The sequence below is a fragment of the uncultured Erythrobacter sp. genome (genome assembly GCF_947492365.1).
In the GTDB taxonomy this organism is placed as follows: Bacteria; Pseudomonadota; Alphaproteobacteria; order Sphingomonadales; family Sphingomonadaceae; genus Erythrobacter.
This window is the reverse complement of the sequence record NZ_CANLMB010000001.1, coordinates 1,777,957-1,792,062: the sequence shown is the minus strand read 5'-3', so window position 1 is coordinate 1,792,062 and position 14,106 is coordinate 1,777,957. Positions and strand designations below refer to the sequence as shown.

General features: G+C 59.2%; 12 protein-coding genes. 4 read left to right on the top strand and 8 right to left on the bottom strand.

What is annotated here, in order from left to right:
* Positions 1 to 16: 16 nt before the first annotated feature.
* From Q0887_RS08500 to Q0887_RS08485, 4 genes are all read right to left on the bottom strand, one after another.
* The gene (locus Q0887_RS08500) at positions 17 to 799 is read right to left on the bottom strand and encodes a xanthine dehydrogenase family protein subunit M (protein ID WP_299193990.1); all 783 of its coding nucleotides are present in this window, start codon (positions 797 to 799) and stop codon (positions 17 to 19) included.
* Positions 799 to 3,165 (bottom strand): xanthine dehydrogenase family protein molybdopterin-binding subunit, encoded by a 2,367-nt coding sequence (locus Q0887_RS08495; RefSeq protein ID WP_299193988.1) that lies wholly within the window; start codon positions 3,163 to 3,165, stop codon positions 799 to 801. The genes Q0887_RS08500 and Q0887_RS08495 overlap by 1 nt, the downstream gene beginning before the upstream one ends.
* Entirely contained in the window at positions 3,162 to 3,638 is a 477-nt protein-coding gene (locus tag Q0887_RS08490) for a (2Fe-2S)-binding protein (protein WP_299193986.1), read from the bottom strand. Before Q0887_RS08490 ends, Q0887_RS08495 begins: the two co-directional genes overlap by 4 nt.
* Before the next feature lie 94 nt (positions 3,639 to 3,732).
* A complete protein-coding gene (locus Q0887_RS08485; RefSeq protein ID WP_299193983.1) occupies positions 3,733 to 5,631 on the bottom strand; it encodes a PQQ-binding-like beta-propeller repeat protein in 1,899 nt (632 codons plus the stop codon).
* 137 nt (positions 5,632 to 5,768) lie between these two features.
* On the opposite strand from Q0887_RS08485, the gene Q0887_RS08480 reads away from it, so the two are divergent.
* Complete coding sequence (locus tag Q0887_RS08480; protein ID WP_299193981.1) at positions 5,769 to 8,135, top strand: TonB-dependent receptor; 2,367 nt, start codon at positions 5,769 to 5,771, stop codon at positions 8,133 to 8,135.
* A gap of 410 nt (positions 8,136 to 8,545) precedes the next feature.
* Here Q0887_RS08480 and Q0887_RS08475 read toward each other — a convergent pair whose 3' ends face one another.
* Positions 8,546 to 8,872 carry a hypothetical protein gene (locus tag Q0887_RS08475; RefSeq protein ID WP_299193979.1) on the bottom strand — a complete coding sequence of 109 codons (327 nt, stop codon included), beginning with the start codon at positions 8,870 to 8,872 and terminating at the stop codon, positions 8,546 to 8,548.
* On the opposite strand from Q0887_RS08475, the gene Q0887_RS08470 reads away from it, so the two are divergent.
* Positions 8,847 to 9,482, top strand: coding sequence for a hypothetical protein (locus tag Q0887_RS08470; RefSeq protein ID WP_299193977.1), 636 nt, complete (start codon positions 8,847 to 8,849; stop codon positions 9,480 to 9,482). The genes Q0887_RS08475 and Q0887_RS08470 overlap by 26 nt on opposite strands.
* Before the next feature lie 656 nt (positions 9,483 to 10,138).
* Here the strand turns inward: Q0887_RS08470 and Q0887_RS08465 are convergent.
* Genes Q0887_RS08465 through Q0887_RS08455 form a run of 3 tightly spaced genes read right to left on the bottom strand, consistent with a single transcriptional unit; the run spans position 10,139 to position 12,848 of the window.
* Entirely contained in the window at positions 10,139 to 11,806 is a 1,668-nt protein-coding gene (locus tag Q0887_RS08465) for an acyl-CoA synthetase (protein ID WP_299193975.1), read from the bottom strand.
* Positions 11,791 to 12,591 (bottom strand): enoyl-CoA hydratase, encoded by an 801-nt coding sequence (locus tag Q0887_RS08460; RefSeq protein WP_299193974.1) that lies wholly within the window; start codon positions 12,589 to 12,591, stop codon positions 11,791 to 11,793. Before Q0887_RS08460 ends, Q0887_RS08465 begins: the two co-directional genes overlap by 16 nt.
* A gap of 26 nt (positions 12,592 to 12,617) precedes the next feature.
* Positions 12,618 to 12,848: a hypothetical protein gene (locus Q0887_RS08455; protein WP_299193972.1), complete on the bottom strand. Its 231-nt coding sequence runs from the start codon at positions 12,846 to 12,848 to the stop codon at positions 12,618 to 12,620.
* A 307-nt stretch (positions 12,849 to 13,155) separates the two neighbouring features.
* Between Q0887_RS08455 and Q0887_RS15030 the strand changes: the two genes are divergently transcribed.
* On the top strand, positions 13,156 to 13,527 hold the full coding sequence (locus Q0887_RS15030; protein WP_363317664.1) for a putative adhesin: 372 nt from the start codon (positions 13,156 to 13,158) through the stop codon (positions 13,525 to 13,527).
* 8 nt (positions 13,528 to 13,535) lie between these two features.
* Positions 13,536 to 14,000 (top strand): hypothetical protein, encoded by a 465-nt coding sequence (locus tag Q0887_RS08450; protein WP_299193970.1) that lies wholly within the window; start codon positions 13,536 to 13,538, stop codon positions 13,998 to 14,000.
* Positions 14,001 to 14,106 lie beyond the last annotated feature (106 nt).

Genomic DNA, 14,106 nt, shown 5'->3' with positions numbered 1-14,106 from the left:
GTATTTTCAGTCCTTGTCAGGTGATCGCGGTGAGCGCGCGCTGCGCAATCACGCGAGTAAGGTGCATGCGATATTCGACGCTGGCGTGCAGATCGCCGGTGAAATGGGCGTCGTCGAGGGGAGCATTAGCGAGATCACCGCCATTGTCGGCAGCCTCTTCGCCGCCTTGCCAGCGGAACACGCCGGTGCCGCCGCCCGTAACTGCGAGCCGGTTCTGGCCGCCCAGCCGCGCGGCAAAGACGGCGATCAGAGCGAAGCGCGAGGCGGGGTTGAGAAACTTCTCGTAATGCGCTGCGCTGCATGCCGGAAAGCTCACTGCGGTGACAATTTCGCCTTGTTCAAGCGCGGTCTCGAACATTGAAGTGAAGAAATCACGCGCGGCCACTTTACGCCGGTCGGTGCGAATTTCCGCGTCGAGAGCAAGGCAGGCGCTGGGATAGCAGGCTGCCGGGTCATTATTGGCGACCGAGCCGCCGATTGTACCGCGGTGCCGCACTTGCGGATCGCCGATTCCGCCGGCAAGCTCGGCGAGCGCCGGACAATGTTCTCGGACCAGTGCGTTGCTTGCGACCTCTGCATGGGTTGTCGCACCGAGGATGACGATGCGGTCTCCTTCCATGCTCACGCCCTTGAGTTCGTCGACACGAGTCAGGTCGACCAAAATGCCGGGCATGGCGAGGCGAGCGCGCAGCACCGGCATCAACGTCTGCCCACCCGACAGCGCCTGACCGTCCTCCTCGGCAATCAGCCTTTTCGCTTCATCGAGCGAGCCGGGTCGGCGATAGGTAAAATCGTACATCAGCCCTGCTCCCTTTCCTGGCACAGCCGCCAGATTTTCTCCGGCGTGGCGGGCATTTCAACATGGCGCACGCCCAGCGCGTTGCAGATCGCATTGATGACAGCGGGCGGCGATCCGATCGCGCCCGCCTCACCGCAGCCCTTCATGCCGAGCGGATTGCTGGGCGAAGGTGTTCCGCTGAAGACTAGCTGGTACTCGGGCACACCGTCTGCGCGCGGCATGCCGTAATCCATGAAGCTCGCCGACATCAGCTGGCCGGTGTCGGGATCGTAGAGCGCATTTTCCCACAAGGCCTGACCGATGCCCTGCGTCACCCCGCCATGAACCTGCCCTTCGACAATCATCGGGTTGGCGACATTACCGAAATCGTCTGCCGCACAGAAGCTTGCGACTTCGACGGTCCCGGTATCGGGGTCGATCTCGACCTCGCAAACATAGACGCCTGCGGGATAGGTGAATTCGGGCGGGTCGAAGAAGCTGGTGGCGACCAGCCCCGGCTCGATCTCGTCGGTCGGGAAGGCGGCAGCGGCGTGCGCAGCATAGGCCATCTCGGCAAAGGCGATCGTGACGTTGCTGTCTTTGCTGGAGAATATGCCCTCGTCGAACGTCACCGCGTCGTAATCGACCTGCATCAAATGCGCGGCGATCTTCTTGCCCTTTGCAATGATTTGATCGCAGGCACGCAGGGTTGCCGACATCCCGACAGAGGCGCGCGAGCCGTAGGTGCCGGTCCCGGCCTGGATACGCGCCGTATCCCCTTGAACGACCGAGATGTTCTCCATCGGCACGCCGAAGCGGTCAGAGACGACCTGCGCAAATGTTGTCGCATGGCCCTGGCCGTGTGAATGCGCGCCGGTCAGAATTTCGACAGTGCCGACAGGATGTACCCTGACTTCCGCCGATTCCCACATGCCGGCGCCGCCGCCGAGCTTCGCAAGCTTGGCCGAGGGGCCGATACCGCACGCCTCGACATAGGCAGCCAGGCCGATCCCGCGCAGCTTTCCGCGCGCTTCGCTGTCCGCCTTGCGGCTTGCGTAGCCTGAATAGTCAGCCAGTTCGAGCGCCGCATCGAGCGTCTTCTCGTAATCGCCCGAGTCATATTCGTAGACGACCGGCGTCTGATAGGGGAATTGGCGAATGAAATTGCGCCGCCGGATTTCCGCCGGGTCTATTCCCAGCTCGCGCGCGGCGACATCGACGATCCGCTCGACCACATAGGCAGCCTCTGGTCGTCCCGCCCCGCGATAGGCGTCGACCGGGCAGGTGTTGGTATAGATCGCCCTGACCCGCGCATGGATCGCGGGGATGGCATACTGACCCGACAGCATCGTCGCATACATGTAGGTCGGGACAAGCGAGCCAGAGCTCGACAGATAGCCCCCGACATTGGCCTGCGTATCGGCCCTAAGCGCCAGAAAGCGCCCTTCAGCATCAAGCGCAAGTTCGACTTCCGTCAGATGATCACGTCCGTGTGCGTCGGTGAGGAATGCCTCGCTACGATCGGCGGTCCATTTGAGCGGCCCATCGACCAGTTTGGACGCGAAAGCTACCGCTACTTCCTCGGGGTAGTTATGCGCTTTCGACCCGAAGCCTCCGCCTACATCAGGTGAGACCATGCGCAGCTTGTGTTCTGCTGCGAGCCCGAAGGCGGCAGCATAGAACATGCGCATACCAATCGGGTTCTGATGCGTCATGTAAACGGTCAGCTCTTCGCTGCCCGCGTCCCATTGCGAATTGATCGCGCGCGGCTCAATTGCGTTGGGGACCAGCCGGTTGTTGCGCAAGGTCAAAGAGACGCGATGCGTTGCCGTAGCGAATGCAGCTTCGGTTGCAGCTTCGTCGCCCAGTTCCCAGTCGAATGCACAATTGCCAGCGATCTCGTCATGGATCAACGTCGCGCTATCGGCGGTCGCATCGAGCACGTCGACCGATACGGGCAGGTCGTCGTAATCGACCATGACCGCCTCGGCAGCATCGCGCGCCTGCGCCTGCGTCTCTGCTATCACCAGCGCGACCGGCTCGCCGACATAGCGCACGCGGTCAACGGCCAGCGCATTGCGCACACCGACCTTCATCGGCTCGCCATCGCGAGAAGTGATTGCCCAGCCACATGGCAGTGCGGGCAGGCCTGCATCGACCAGGTCCTGACCCGTCAGGATGCGCCGCACCCCCGGCATGCCTGTTGCCCCATCAAGGTCGAGCCCGGCAATCCGCGCATGGGCCATCGGCGCGCGCGCGAAGGCGGCGTAAAGCTGTCCGGGCAGGATCATGTCGTCGACATATTTGCCCTTGCCGCGCAGGAAACGCCCGTCCTCTTGGCGTTTCACCGATTGGCCGAATTTGACGGCTGACGCGGGAATATTCATGCCGCGCCCTCCATCTTGCCCGCACCTTCAATGATCGAGGCGACGATGTTCTGATAGCCTGTGCAGCGACACAGATTGCCTTCGAGTTCGTGACGGACCGTGTCTGGATCGGGCATGCCGTGGCGCCGGGCGATGTCGATGCCAACCATGACCATGCCGGGCGTACAGAAACCGCATTGCAGGCCGTGATTGTCATGGAATGCCTGCTGCATCGGATGGAGCGGCTCGCCTTCATTCACGAGGCCCTCAACGGTGGTAACGCTGCAACCTTCCGCCTGGACGGCCAGCATGGTGCAGCTTTTCACCGCCTTGCCGTCGACATGCACCGTGCAGGCGCCGCATTGGCTGGTGTCGCAACCCAGATGCGCGCCTGTAAGCCGCAGATGATCCCGCAGCGCATGTATCAGAAGCGTGTTGTCGGGCAGATCAAGCTTTGCCGGCCTGCCGTTCACCTCCAGCGAAATCTCGGTCATTGTGCCCGGCTCTCCTCTTTTGTTTCTGCCTTACACGCAAACCTATGGCATGTCGGCAGCAATGCCAATACTTATCGATATCGATATAAGTTGATCAGCGTTTGGGTGCGAAGACCAGCAGAACATTGCCAGCTTCGTGACTGTAGAGGCCGTAACCAGAGTTGATCACCAAATAGCCATCACCCACGGCGGCGCCCGGGCCGGACATGCTGCCTCCGCGGGCGGGCATGCCATTCACGGCGTCAAACGGTCTAGCGCTGTCAAATTCCCACAAACGCCTGCCGGTCCTGCGGTCATAGGCCCGTATCCAGCCATCCATGTGCCCCGCGATCACAGCTCCGGGTACCGCCGTCACAGCAGCCGATATGCCGGGATCGCAAAACGGACGTGCCTCTCCACAGACATTGGATTGGACCTCGCTCCACAATTTCCTGCCGGTTCGCGCATCGACCGCATGCATCCCGGGCCGCGCGAGCTCAGGATCAAGCGGCTCACCATTGCGGGTGTTATTCATGTCGTTGATCGGCACATAGATTGTTGTGCCTTCTGCAGCCATTCCCCAGTGCACACCGCCCTGGATGCTTCCGCGTCCAACCGTGGTCTCCCACAGCAAGCTGCCGCCATCATCCGGGTCGAGTCCATAGACGATGCCGTTCTTATGGCCGACTGCGAGCACCTGTTTGCCGTCGCCAACGTCGATCAGCAAGGGTGAGGAGGAATGGTCGAAATCGGGCCCGCGTTCCTCGGGGCAATTGGGATTGTCTGCCATCATGCATGCGACGTTCCAGGCATCGCCGCTGATCGTCTGGCGCTGCCACACGCGGCGGCCTGTGTTGAGGTCGATTGCAAAGATCGAGTCACTGTTGCCGTCTGCAGGTGAGGAATAATTCTCGCCCGTTCCTGAATAGAGCACACCGCGCTTCGCATCGATTGTCGGACTGACCCACATCGGCGCGCCGGATGGGGCATAGGAAACGCGTCCGTTCTTCTCGATGCGCTCCGGTTCTTCGGAAATGGCCCAGAACTGCCACTTTAACTCACCAGTCCTGACATCGACCGCATCCAGATGCCCCCGGAACGTGCAGCATTCGTAGCTAGGGTCGGCTGCCGGAACGACTTCGAGCGACGATACCGGGACGTAGAGCGTTCCATCGTGGAAGGCTGGCGTAGCTGTGAGCGTCGCGCTGGGGTGGTCGTCCATCCGGCGAGACCATTCGAGCTCACCAGTGAGCGCATTGACTGCGTAGAGCTTGCTGGTGAGGTCACCGAAATAGAGCATGGGCTGCTGCCCATCGACCAGCACGATACCAGTGCGCACTTCAGCAGACGCTTTGAAGGTCCAGCGCGCGCATCCGCTCTCGAGGTCAAAGGCATAGACCGTGCCGTCGTCGCTGCCGACAAAGGCGGCACCAAATCCGATCGCCGGCTGCGACCGGGCTTTTGTGGCATTTGGGAAAGCATAAGCCCACCGGAGTTCGAGATTACCCAGATCGTCTCCGCTCAATCCGCCGAGCGAGTCAGGAACAAAACGCCTAGTATCGTGGCCCCAGCCGACATTGACGACTTCCTTCGAACGATCGAATCGCGCCGCCGGCCCCTGACATGAGGCAGCATATTGCGCCTGCGGCAGGCCATCAGAAAGGTCCACTCGGGTGATATATTCGGCAACGCGCAGCTTCTCGTCATCGGAAAGCATGGCGCCCTGTTCTGCCATAACACCGCCATTCAGGGCCGCGACGACTGAGGCTGGGGACATCATCTCTAACCACTGGAAATGCGGCGCTTTGGCCACATCGCCATCATGGCAGGATGCGCAATTCTCAACGTAGATTTTCGCGCCAGGCAAGGAAGCGCGATCGGCAATCAGCCCGTCACTGGTAGCAAATTCATCTGTCGAGCCAAGCGCTTCGCCGCCCTGAGGCTTATCCGTCTGCCCGCAAGAGAAAAGCGCAAGGGAGGCGAAAATCACTCCGAATATCCGGGTTCTGGTCATTTGCATCTCTTCCTACGGGTGAGGCAATCCTGCACCAATTTCCGTCGTTGGGCACAAGCCTGAACGGTCTCAATTGACTTATATCGAAATCGATATATGTCAGTGGAGATCCTAAACGTCAATTGGGGAGAATTGGCATGAATCTTCGCGCTTTCACTCGTGGTATGGCTTCTGTCAGTGCGCTTGCACTGGTCGCTGCTGCCGCACCCGCATTTGCTCAAGAAACCACCGCAGAGGAGCAGGCGGAAGAATCCGAGGGGGGCTTTGGTGACATCATCGTCACGGCCAACCGTCGCGCCGAATCGGTGCAGGACGTTGCCGCAGCTGTCACCGCGCTCAACGAAGAATTGATTGAACAAAAGTTCAGTCGCGACCTTTTGGACCTCGGCAGCATCGCCCCTAACCTGGTGGTCGACCCGATCCTCGGCAACGGAACTGCCGCGATTTCGATTCGCGGCATCCAACTCAACGACGTGGAAAAGAGCTTTGATCCCCCAGTTGGCGTCTTCCTGGACGGCGTCTACCTCGCCTCGACCACGGGCGCGTTGCTCAATGTCTTCGACGCAGAAGCGATCGAAGTTCTGCGCGGCCCGCAAGGCACGCTGTTTGGTCGCAACACCATTGGCGGCCTGATGCATGTTCGCCGAAACCGGCCGACCGGTGAGCTGGGCGGCAAGCTGAGTGTGACTTACGGTCGATTCGACCAGTTCGACATCAAGGGCGTGCTAAACCTTCCCGAGTTCGCCGACGGTGCGATCAGGGCCAAAGTCGCGGCCGTGCGTCTCGATGGTGGCGGCTACTTCTACAACGTCACGCGTAATGAGCGCGAAGGCGACAATGACCTTTTCATGATCAGCCCAATGGTTGAAATCGACCTTGGCGATCGTGGTGAGCTCAACATCGTTTACGACTACATCCGTGACCGCACCGCGACACGCCCGGTGACGGCACTGACCGACGTGAATCAGCTGTTCGGGACCCTCCCTGGCGGGATTGGGCTCGGTCAGCCTGCCTCCGACGCAGATTTTCATCGCCGTCCGACCACTTCCGAAGACCAGCGTGCCATGCTCGATACGCATTCCATTACCGCAAATGGACGCTACGAACTTGGCGACGGGCACGAGCTTTATGCGGTGGTCAACTATCGCGACACCGACGAGAACGCGATTCAAGAATTTGACGGTGTAGCTGCACGGCTGTTCGACACGATTCGTCCGCAGCAGATCGATCAATTCTCGGCAGAATTGCGTTATCAGGCTGATCTTGGGTCCGTTCAGTTGGTGACCGGTCTCTACTATTTCGACAGCAATTATAACATCAACCAGCAGACCTTCTTCTTCGGCGGCGAGGTCGGCGGGACGGACTATCAGCAGCAGGCTAAGAGCTACGCTGCCTTTGCCCAGGTCGACTGGGAATTGTTCAACGACTTTACGCTGACACTGGGTGGCCGATATCTGGTCGACAAGAAAAGTGCATGCGGCGGTCTTGGCCAAGGCCCGCGCGAAAGCCGAACTTTCCTCGTCTCCTATGGAGACTGTAGTGAGGAACGGCAAAATGCGCCTGGATTTTCGAATGACATTCCGGGCGGCGGCGTCGCCACCGGCCGCGAAACGTGGAAACGATTCACGCCCAAGATCGGTGTCAGCTACGACTTCGGCGATCAACTTATCTTTGCTTCCTATTCGGAGGGCTTCCGTTCAGGCGGCTTCAATGGTCGCGGCAACAACGTTCTGACGCTTGGACCGTACAACCCCGAAACGGTTGAGAACTGGGAGTTCGGCTTCAAGAGTGAATGGCTCGACAACCGGCTGATCGTGAACGGCGCGTTCTTCCATACCAGCTATCAGGATAAGCAGGAGGACGTCGTCTTTCCCGACCCGCGCGGGGCAACCGTCACGATTGTGCAGAACGCTGCGTCGGCAACGCTGACGGGTTTCGAACTCGAGACCCGGATCATGCCGACCGATGGTCTGACGTTCGGCCTGGCCATCGGCCATCTCAACGCCAGCTATGATGAATGGTTCGACCAGGCTCCGCTGCTTTCGGGTCCCAATGCAGGTGATCTTGCGCAGATTGACAAATCGGACTTCGAGCTGCGTCGTTCACCCAGTTGGACTGTGCAGGCTGACGTCAGTTACGAATATATGCTCGGAAACGGCGACTCGCTTAACTTCGCGGCGGACTACTCGTTGAAGGACGATTATTACATTGTCGCCAATACGATTAACACCCACACCGCACTGCCAGGCGGCAGCAATCCGGGGCTGGTTGATAGCTTCGGACTGCTTAACGCGTCGGTTTCCTACAAGGCGGAAAACTTCAAGTTTTCGGTCTTCGGCCGCAACCTCACAGGCACCGATTATTTCCAGCATGTTCTGGATGTCGGAACCACCTTCGGGGTCCAGCCGGGAAGCACCGTTCCAGTCCCGACGGGCGCCCTGTGGAGCTTCGGAACGATCAACGCGCCAACCACCTATGGTGCGGAGTTGACGTTCGAATTCTGATTGGTGCGCGAGGCCGTCCGCGCGCCTCGCGACACGCTCTTCGGCACAGGGGGATCGAAGAGCAATCAAGGGCCCGGCGTAAAGCCGGGCCCATTTTTTGTCGCCGTGACCAAGACCGTTTCGACGACGAGAGCGAGCCGCACGGCCTCCCCTAGCTGGGTGGAGAATCCGCATTGCCGAAAGATCAGCGAGTGCCGGGCGAAATCCGCCAAGAAGAGACGAGTTCGCAATAGACTGACCGCTCCGCCACACACCCCCAGCACTTGTCTCTGATTTCGGGGGTGACCGCAAAGCGCTCCGCTGCCCTGGTTGAGTGGCAAGACCTCATGGCTTGAAGAATGGCGAGGGCCGAGTGCTCTATTGCTAGCTGAAACGAGTTCGCGTTTCGCTGTCAGTTCCCGCGAGGGGCTCTATTGCGAAGCACACAGCGCTTGCATCATAGCCTCGACAGGCTTTGCCATGCTGTCCGCGCTTTCCCAGAAAGCTGCTCCTGTGCCGGCAATGAAATCGGCCTGCATATGGACGCGGGCATTATTGTTCACCCGCTTGCGGACAGCGAAGCGCACCTTGCCTTCGTAGTCCATGATGATTGTCGCACCGCCGAAGAAGTCGAAGCTTTGGCCATTCGATGTCGCGCGGCGTCGCTGGACTATCTCGGCCACAAGGTCATTGGTAATCGTTTGGTCCAGACCGACCCGCCTTGCGATGGCGATGTTCGATCCTGAGGGCAGGGTCATCGCGCTGCCGCTCGAACCCGCGCTGCGGATCGAAGCTGCCCGAAATTCGATCGAAGCCTTTGGCCTTGCGACAACGGAGATCAATGTCGCCGTTCCGGGGCTCGAGAATCCGGAAGGCAGGGTCGTCTCGCTCCAGTCCCGGCCCGGAGGATACCTTGAATCCTCGCGGCTGGTGCTCGACGAAAGCGGGCTTGCCAGCACTCGTATTCGATCAGAGAGCACTGGCAAATTGACCATTCGCGCCAATATGGCCGGGATCGCACCAGCGACCACCGAAATCCAAGTGAGCTTTCCCCATCTGACCCTTGCGGCTGCAATCTTTGGAGGGCTCATCGGCGCGCTTGTCCGCGTGTTCGGGAGCCAGCAGACCGCAAGAGAGGGATTCAGGTGGCGCAGTTTTATCGCCAGCATGCTTAGTGGAATTATGATTTTTGCACTCTATGCGGTCGGCGTGAACATCCTGCCGGTCGCGCCGACTGTGACGGTGGGGGCAACGCTTGTTTTTGCAGTTTCTGCGCTTGGAGCTTTCTTGGGGATCGCGGGGTTGGATGCACTTGGTAGAGCATCAGGAGGAGAGAGCGATCCGGGACTCGCAGAAGAAGAACACTAGTGGTCTTGTCAGACTAACTGTACCCGATAGACGGGCAGGGAGGCGAGGATAGGACGCTTTGATGCCCAGACGCCGCAAACCGGACATTCCATTCAAACGCTTTGACTCATCACCCGAGATCGTCGGCTTGTTGTGATGACGTATCTGCGGTTCCTTTGGTCTCTGCGAAACGTCAAAGACGTTCTGTTCGAACGTGAGGTCGATATCGTTCATGAGACCGTGAGGTCCTGGCGAGTTTTCTCACTAAGAAGCGGGATATATCAGCAGCTTTGCGCTTCATTCGCAGAGCGCCGTGAGATGGGTAGGTGGCTCAACAATCGAGCGGAAAACTCGCATCTACCTCTCCAATGAAGGGAACGCGCGATTCAGCGGTATCGTCGAATGAGAGCCTGCAGAAATACGCCTCCGTCTAGGCAAACGTTCACAACCACTTCAACTCAGACCGCCATCTCATTGATAGGCAAAATCAAAAGGCAGCCCGCTCCGCCGCACTGGCTGAGTGGCGACTTTTTGCTGCCTGAGCCGAGCTCGGCCCAGCTAGGCCCAGCTCGGCCCCGCCACAGTTCTGCGAACCAGAGGCAGTTTGCAGTAATCTGACAGCTCCCGATCCCTGTCCTAGTTTGATGATCGTTCAATCAAGACAGGAGTGCCGCAGGTCACTCTTTGTTATTGGAAGCCAGCTCTCTCGCCTTGTCGCGCAGAGCAAATTTCTGAATCTTCCCCGTCGAGGTTCGCGGAATCGGCAGGAAGACAAACTCACCCGGCACTTTGTAGGGCGCTAACCGCTCGCGGCACCACGCACGCAATGTGTCGGCACTGACATTCTCGCCCTCAACAAGCTCGATAAAGGCGCACGGCGTCTCGCCCCATTTGTCGTGGGGCATCGCCACGACCGCGGCCACGCCGACAGCGGGGTGGCGGTAAAGCGCCTCTTCGACTTCGATCGAAGATATGTTCTCGCCTCCGGAAATGATCACGTCCTTGGACCGGTCCCGCAGCTGGATGTAGCCGTCCGGATAGACGACCCCCAGATCACCGGAATGGAACCAGCCCCCGGCAAAGGCCGCTCGTGTAGCCTCGGGATTGCGGAAATATCCTTTCATCACGACATTGCCGCGGAACATCACCTCGCCCATCGTCTCGCCGTCGCGGGGAACCGGCTGCATGGTCTCCGGATCGAGGACTTCGAGCTGCTCCAATGGCAAATAGCGCACACCCTGCCGGGCTTTCAGCTTTGCCTGCTCTTCCGGCGGCAACGCCGACCATTCCGCGTGCCAGTCATTCACCACGGAGGGGCCGTAAGTCTCAGTCAGACCATAGAGGTGCGTGACGTCGAAGCCTGCGCCTTGCATGTCGGCGAGCAGCTTCTCTGGCGGCGGCGCGGCGGCGGTAAAGAACTGGACCGTGCGGCCCAGATCGCGCCGGATGCCGTCCTCCGCGCTTATCATCAGCGACATAACGATGGGAGCACCACACAGATGCGTTACCCCTTCGTCTGCCAGCGCGTTCCAGATCGGCTCGGCCCGCACCTGCCGCAAGCAGATATGGGTTCCGATGATGGCCGACAAGGTCCAGGGAAAGCACCAGCCGTTGCAATGGAACATCGGCAGCGTCCACAGATAGACCGCGTGCTTGTTCATCGAAGTGGTGAGCGCGTTGCCCTGCGCCAGCAGGTATGCACCGCGATGATGCGAAACCACCCCCTTCGGGTCTCCGGTCGTGCCCGAGGTGTAGCTGATCGCAATCGCGTCCCACTCATCCTCCGGCATCAACCAAGCGAAATCGGGATCGCCCTCCGACAGGAATGCTTCGTAGTCGAGTGCATCGCTCGGCAGGCGCGGGCCATCGAATTGCGCATCGTCGTACTGGATCACCACCGGCCGCGCGTTTGCCAGCGATAGCGCTTCGCGCACCAGTGGCAGGAACTCGCTATCGACAATCACGACCTTCGAACCGGCGTGGTCGAGCTGGAAAGCGATGGCCGCGGCATCGAGCCGAATGTTGATCGAGTGCAGCACCGCGCCGCACATCGGCACGCCGTAGTGGCACTCCAGCATGGCAGGTGTGTTGGCCAGAACGGCGGATACCGTATCCCCCCTGCCAATACCCAGCTCGGCCAGCGCTGACGCCAACTGCCGTGAGCGCGCGTAGAATTCCGCATAATTGCGCCGCAAATCGCCATGGACGATGGCCGTGTGATCGGGAAACACGCTGGCCGCGCGGTCCAGGAACGTCAGCGGCGTCAGCGGCTGATGGTTGCCCGGATTGCGGTCGAGGTCGGTGTTGAACGGGTTAGGCATGAGTTGCTTCAGCTGTCCTGCCATTGTGGCGGGCGCTTGGCGATAAAGGCACCGATGCCCTCTTCTGCGTCCTTGGCGAGCAGGTTCTCGACCATGACCCGCGAGGCGTGCTCATAGGCATCGGCCAGCGACATTTCGCGCTGGGCATAGAAGGCCCGCTTGCCGGTCGAAAGCGTCATGCTGGATTTCGAGGCGATCTTGCTGGCAACATCCTGCGTCACATCGCGCAAGTCCTGCATCGGCACGGCCCTGTTGACCAAGCCAATCTCTACCGCGCGCGCCGCCGAAATCATGTCTCCAGTCAGCAGCATCTCCATGGCGTGTTTGGCACTAAGGTTGCGCGACAAGGCCACCATCGGGGTGGAGCAGAACAGCCCGATATTGACCCCCGGCGTGGCGAATTGCGCCGTCTCGGCGGCGAAGGCGAGGTCACAGCTTGCCACCAGCTGACACCCTGCCGCTGTTGCCACTCCGGCCACTTCAGCGATCACCGGCTTGGGACATGTAACAATGCTCTGCATCATGGCCGAGCACGCCGCCATGATGCGCGTGAAATCCGCCTGCCCGCTATCGCCAGCGGCGCGGGCAGCGGTGATTTCCTTGAGGTCATGACCGGCACAGAACGCCGGACCATTGGCAGCAAGGACGATGACGCGCACCGCAGCATCGGCCCCTGCTTCGGCAATCGCAGCCGTGAGGTCTGCCATCATCCGTTCGGACAAGGCGTTACGGCGGTCCGCGTCATTCAGGGTAAGGCGGAGGATTCCGTCGCCATCAAGGTGGTTTAACAGTGTTTCGCTGCTGCTCATGACATGCCGTCCTCTCGCTCGCTCGCTTAAAGGATGTTAATCGCCACACTGTCGGCCAGCGTGTTGGCGATGAAACAAAACCGATGCGCGCGATCCTGCATTGCTTTCATGTCGGTGTCGATGACCGAATAGCCATCGCCGCCCCAATCCGGCGCGGCACAATTGACGGGCGGTGCATCCCTGATCGGCGGCTTGGTTCTAGGAGCCATGACCGGTGCGGGGATCGCTCTTGCAATCGGGAGAAGCGTGCCGCTCATCTCTAAACTTCTTTTAAATAGAAGCGCGGGCCGTTCTTCCCCAGGTGTAGAAAGTCCGAGCTATCGATCCTTAGATGGGGCCACTCCCGCGCTCGTGCAAATGCGAGCGAATTGCCGCCCAGAATGCTTCCTGCAAGATAGAGGTTCTCAAGTTCAACTTGTGCTCTGTTGGCAGAAGGGGGCGCTGCTTTCGAAGATATGACCTGCGGCAAAAGTCGCTCCCTCGCTATTCGCTAGTCTTGGGAGCACAAGAGGACTTGGCAGCAAGGTCGGTCATGAATTTGCGCTTTGTGTTTCTCCAGGTGGTATCGGCCGAGCGTTTGTTGGACACGGTGAATACATTCCAGGTACCGGGAATATGATCGTTCCTGAGGGAACCTTCCTAAAAATTGCGAGAGATGGCAGAGCCATTCAAGATATTACCGGTAGATTCATGGAGGCGGGCAACTGGAAGGGTTTGGCGGCTGAGGCACTCACGAACTCTAAAGTCGCCGGCGATATAACGGGTATGCGAACTCTTCTTCCTGGAAGTTCTGTACCGAATTATACCTTAAGTTCTCCATCAAATCCCGCATTGCACATTCTTGAGAATTCAACCACAATCCATAATCAAACCCTTCTTTCAGATCTTTTGGGGAGCGGCATGGGGTACGTTAGCTGGGCCGCGTGCACCAAATAGGTGAGCTTATGACCTACTTCCCGGATTTTGCTGAATATGAATACGAAACGCCGAAGCCGCTCCGCGGTGTGAGAACTATTGGATGGTTGGATGCCGCTCACGAGTTTCAAAAGGCACATCCATCAGATGAGGTGCTTCAGCGTCTCCAGACAGTCATGTCAGAAAGAGTGACCTCAAACATACATGCCAGCCTGATTCGAGGGACAATGCCCTGTCCGATTTGTGGAGTCCGTGACTACCCTCATCCTGAATTACTTGTTGGATCGACAGAAATATGGCTTCCCGACAATGACGGGGGCTACTTTGCCGCACCCTCAATGATCTATCACTTCATATCTGCACACAATTATGCTCCGCCCAAGGAATTTTTAGATGCATTGTTTGGCTTCGAGCCGGCGTCGAACTTTCGTGCACAAAAGATTTCGGAAGATCTGATGGCAGAGGCGATGGGGTTTGGCGCCGACATAGACTGAGAGGGCGGGCGCCTTTTTCCTACGCGACGTGAAGTCCTGCTACTCTATAGCCTCCTTCAAGCGCGATTTTCCTACACCGCCGCTCCACGTTATCCTCAGGCGAATG

Bases quoted from the DNA above. Each gene is read 5' to 3' on its own strand.
- Q0887_RS08500 (WP_299193990.1), bottom strand. From the start codon at position 799: ATGTACGATTTTACCTATCGCCGACCCGGCTCGCTCGATGAAGCGAAA.
- Q0887_RS08495 (WP_299193988.1), bottom strand. From the start codon at position 3,165: ATGAATATTCCCGCGTCAGCCGTCAAATTCGGCCAATCGGTGAAACGC.
- Q0887_RS08490 (WP_299193986.1), bottom strand. From the start codon at position 3,638: ATGACCGAGATTTCGCTGGAGGTGAACGGCAGGCCGGCAAAGCTTGAT.
- Q0887_RS08485 (WP_299193983.1), bottom strand. From the start codon at position 5,631: ATGACCAGAACCCGGATATTCGGAGTGATTTTCGCCTCCCTTGCGCTT.
- Q0887_RS08480 (WP_299193981.1), top strand. From the start codon at position 5,769: ATGAATCTTCGCGCTTTCACTCGTGGTATGGCTTCTGTCAGTGCGCTT.
- Q0887_RS08470 (WP_299193977.1), top strand. From the start codon at position 8,847: ATGTTCGATCCTGAGGGCAGGGTCATCGCGCTGCCGCTCGAACCCGCG.
- Q0887_RS08475 (WP_299193979.1), bottom strand. From the start codon at position 8,872: ATGACCCTGCCCTCAGGATCGAACATCGCCATCGCAAGGCGGGTCGGT.
- Q0887_RS08465 (WP_299193975.1), bottom strand. From the start codon at position 11,806: ATGGCAGGACAGCTGAAGCAACTCATGCCTAACCCGTTCAACACCGAC.
- Q0887_RS08460 (WP_299193974.1), bottom strand. From the start codon at position 12,591: ATGAGCAGCAGCGAAACACTGTTAAACCACCTTGATGGCGACGGAATC.
- Q0887_RS08455 (WP_299193972.1), bottom strand. From the start codon at position 12,848: ATGAGCGGCACGCTTCTCCCGATTGCAAGAGCGATCCCCGCACCGGTC.
- Q0887_RS08450 (WP_299193970.1), top strand. From the start codon at position 13,536: ATGACCTACTTCCCGGATTTTGCTGAATATGAATACGAAACGCCGAAG.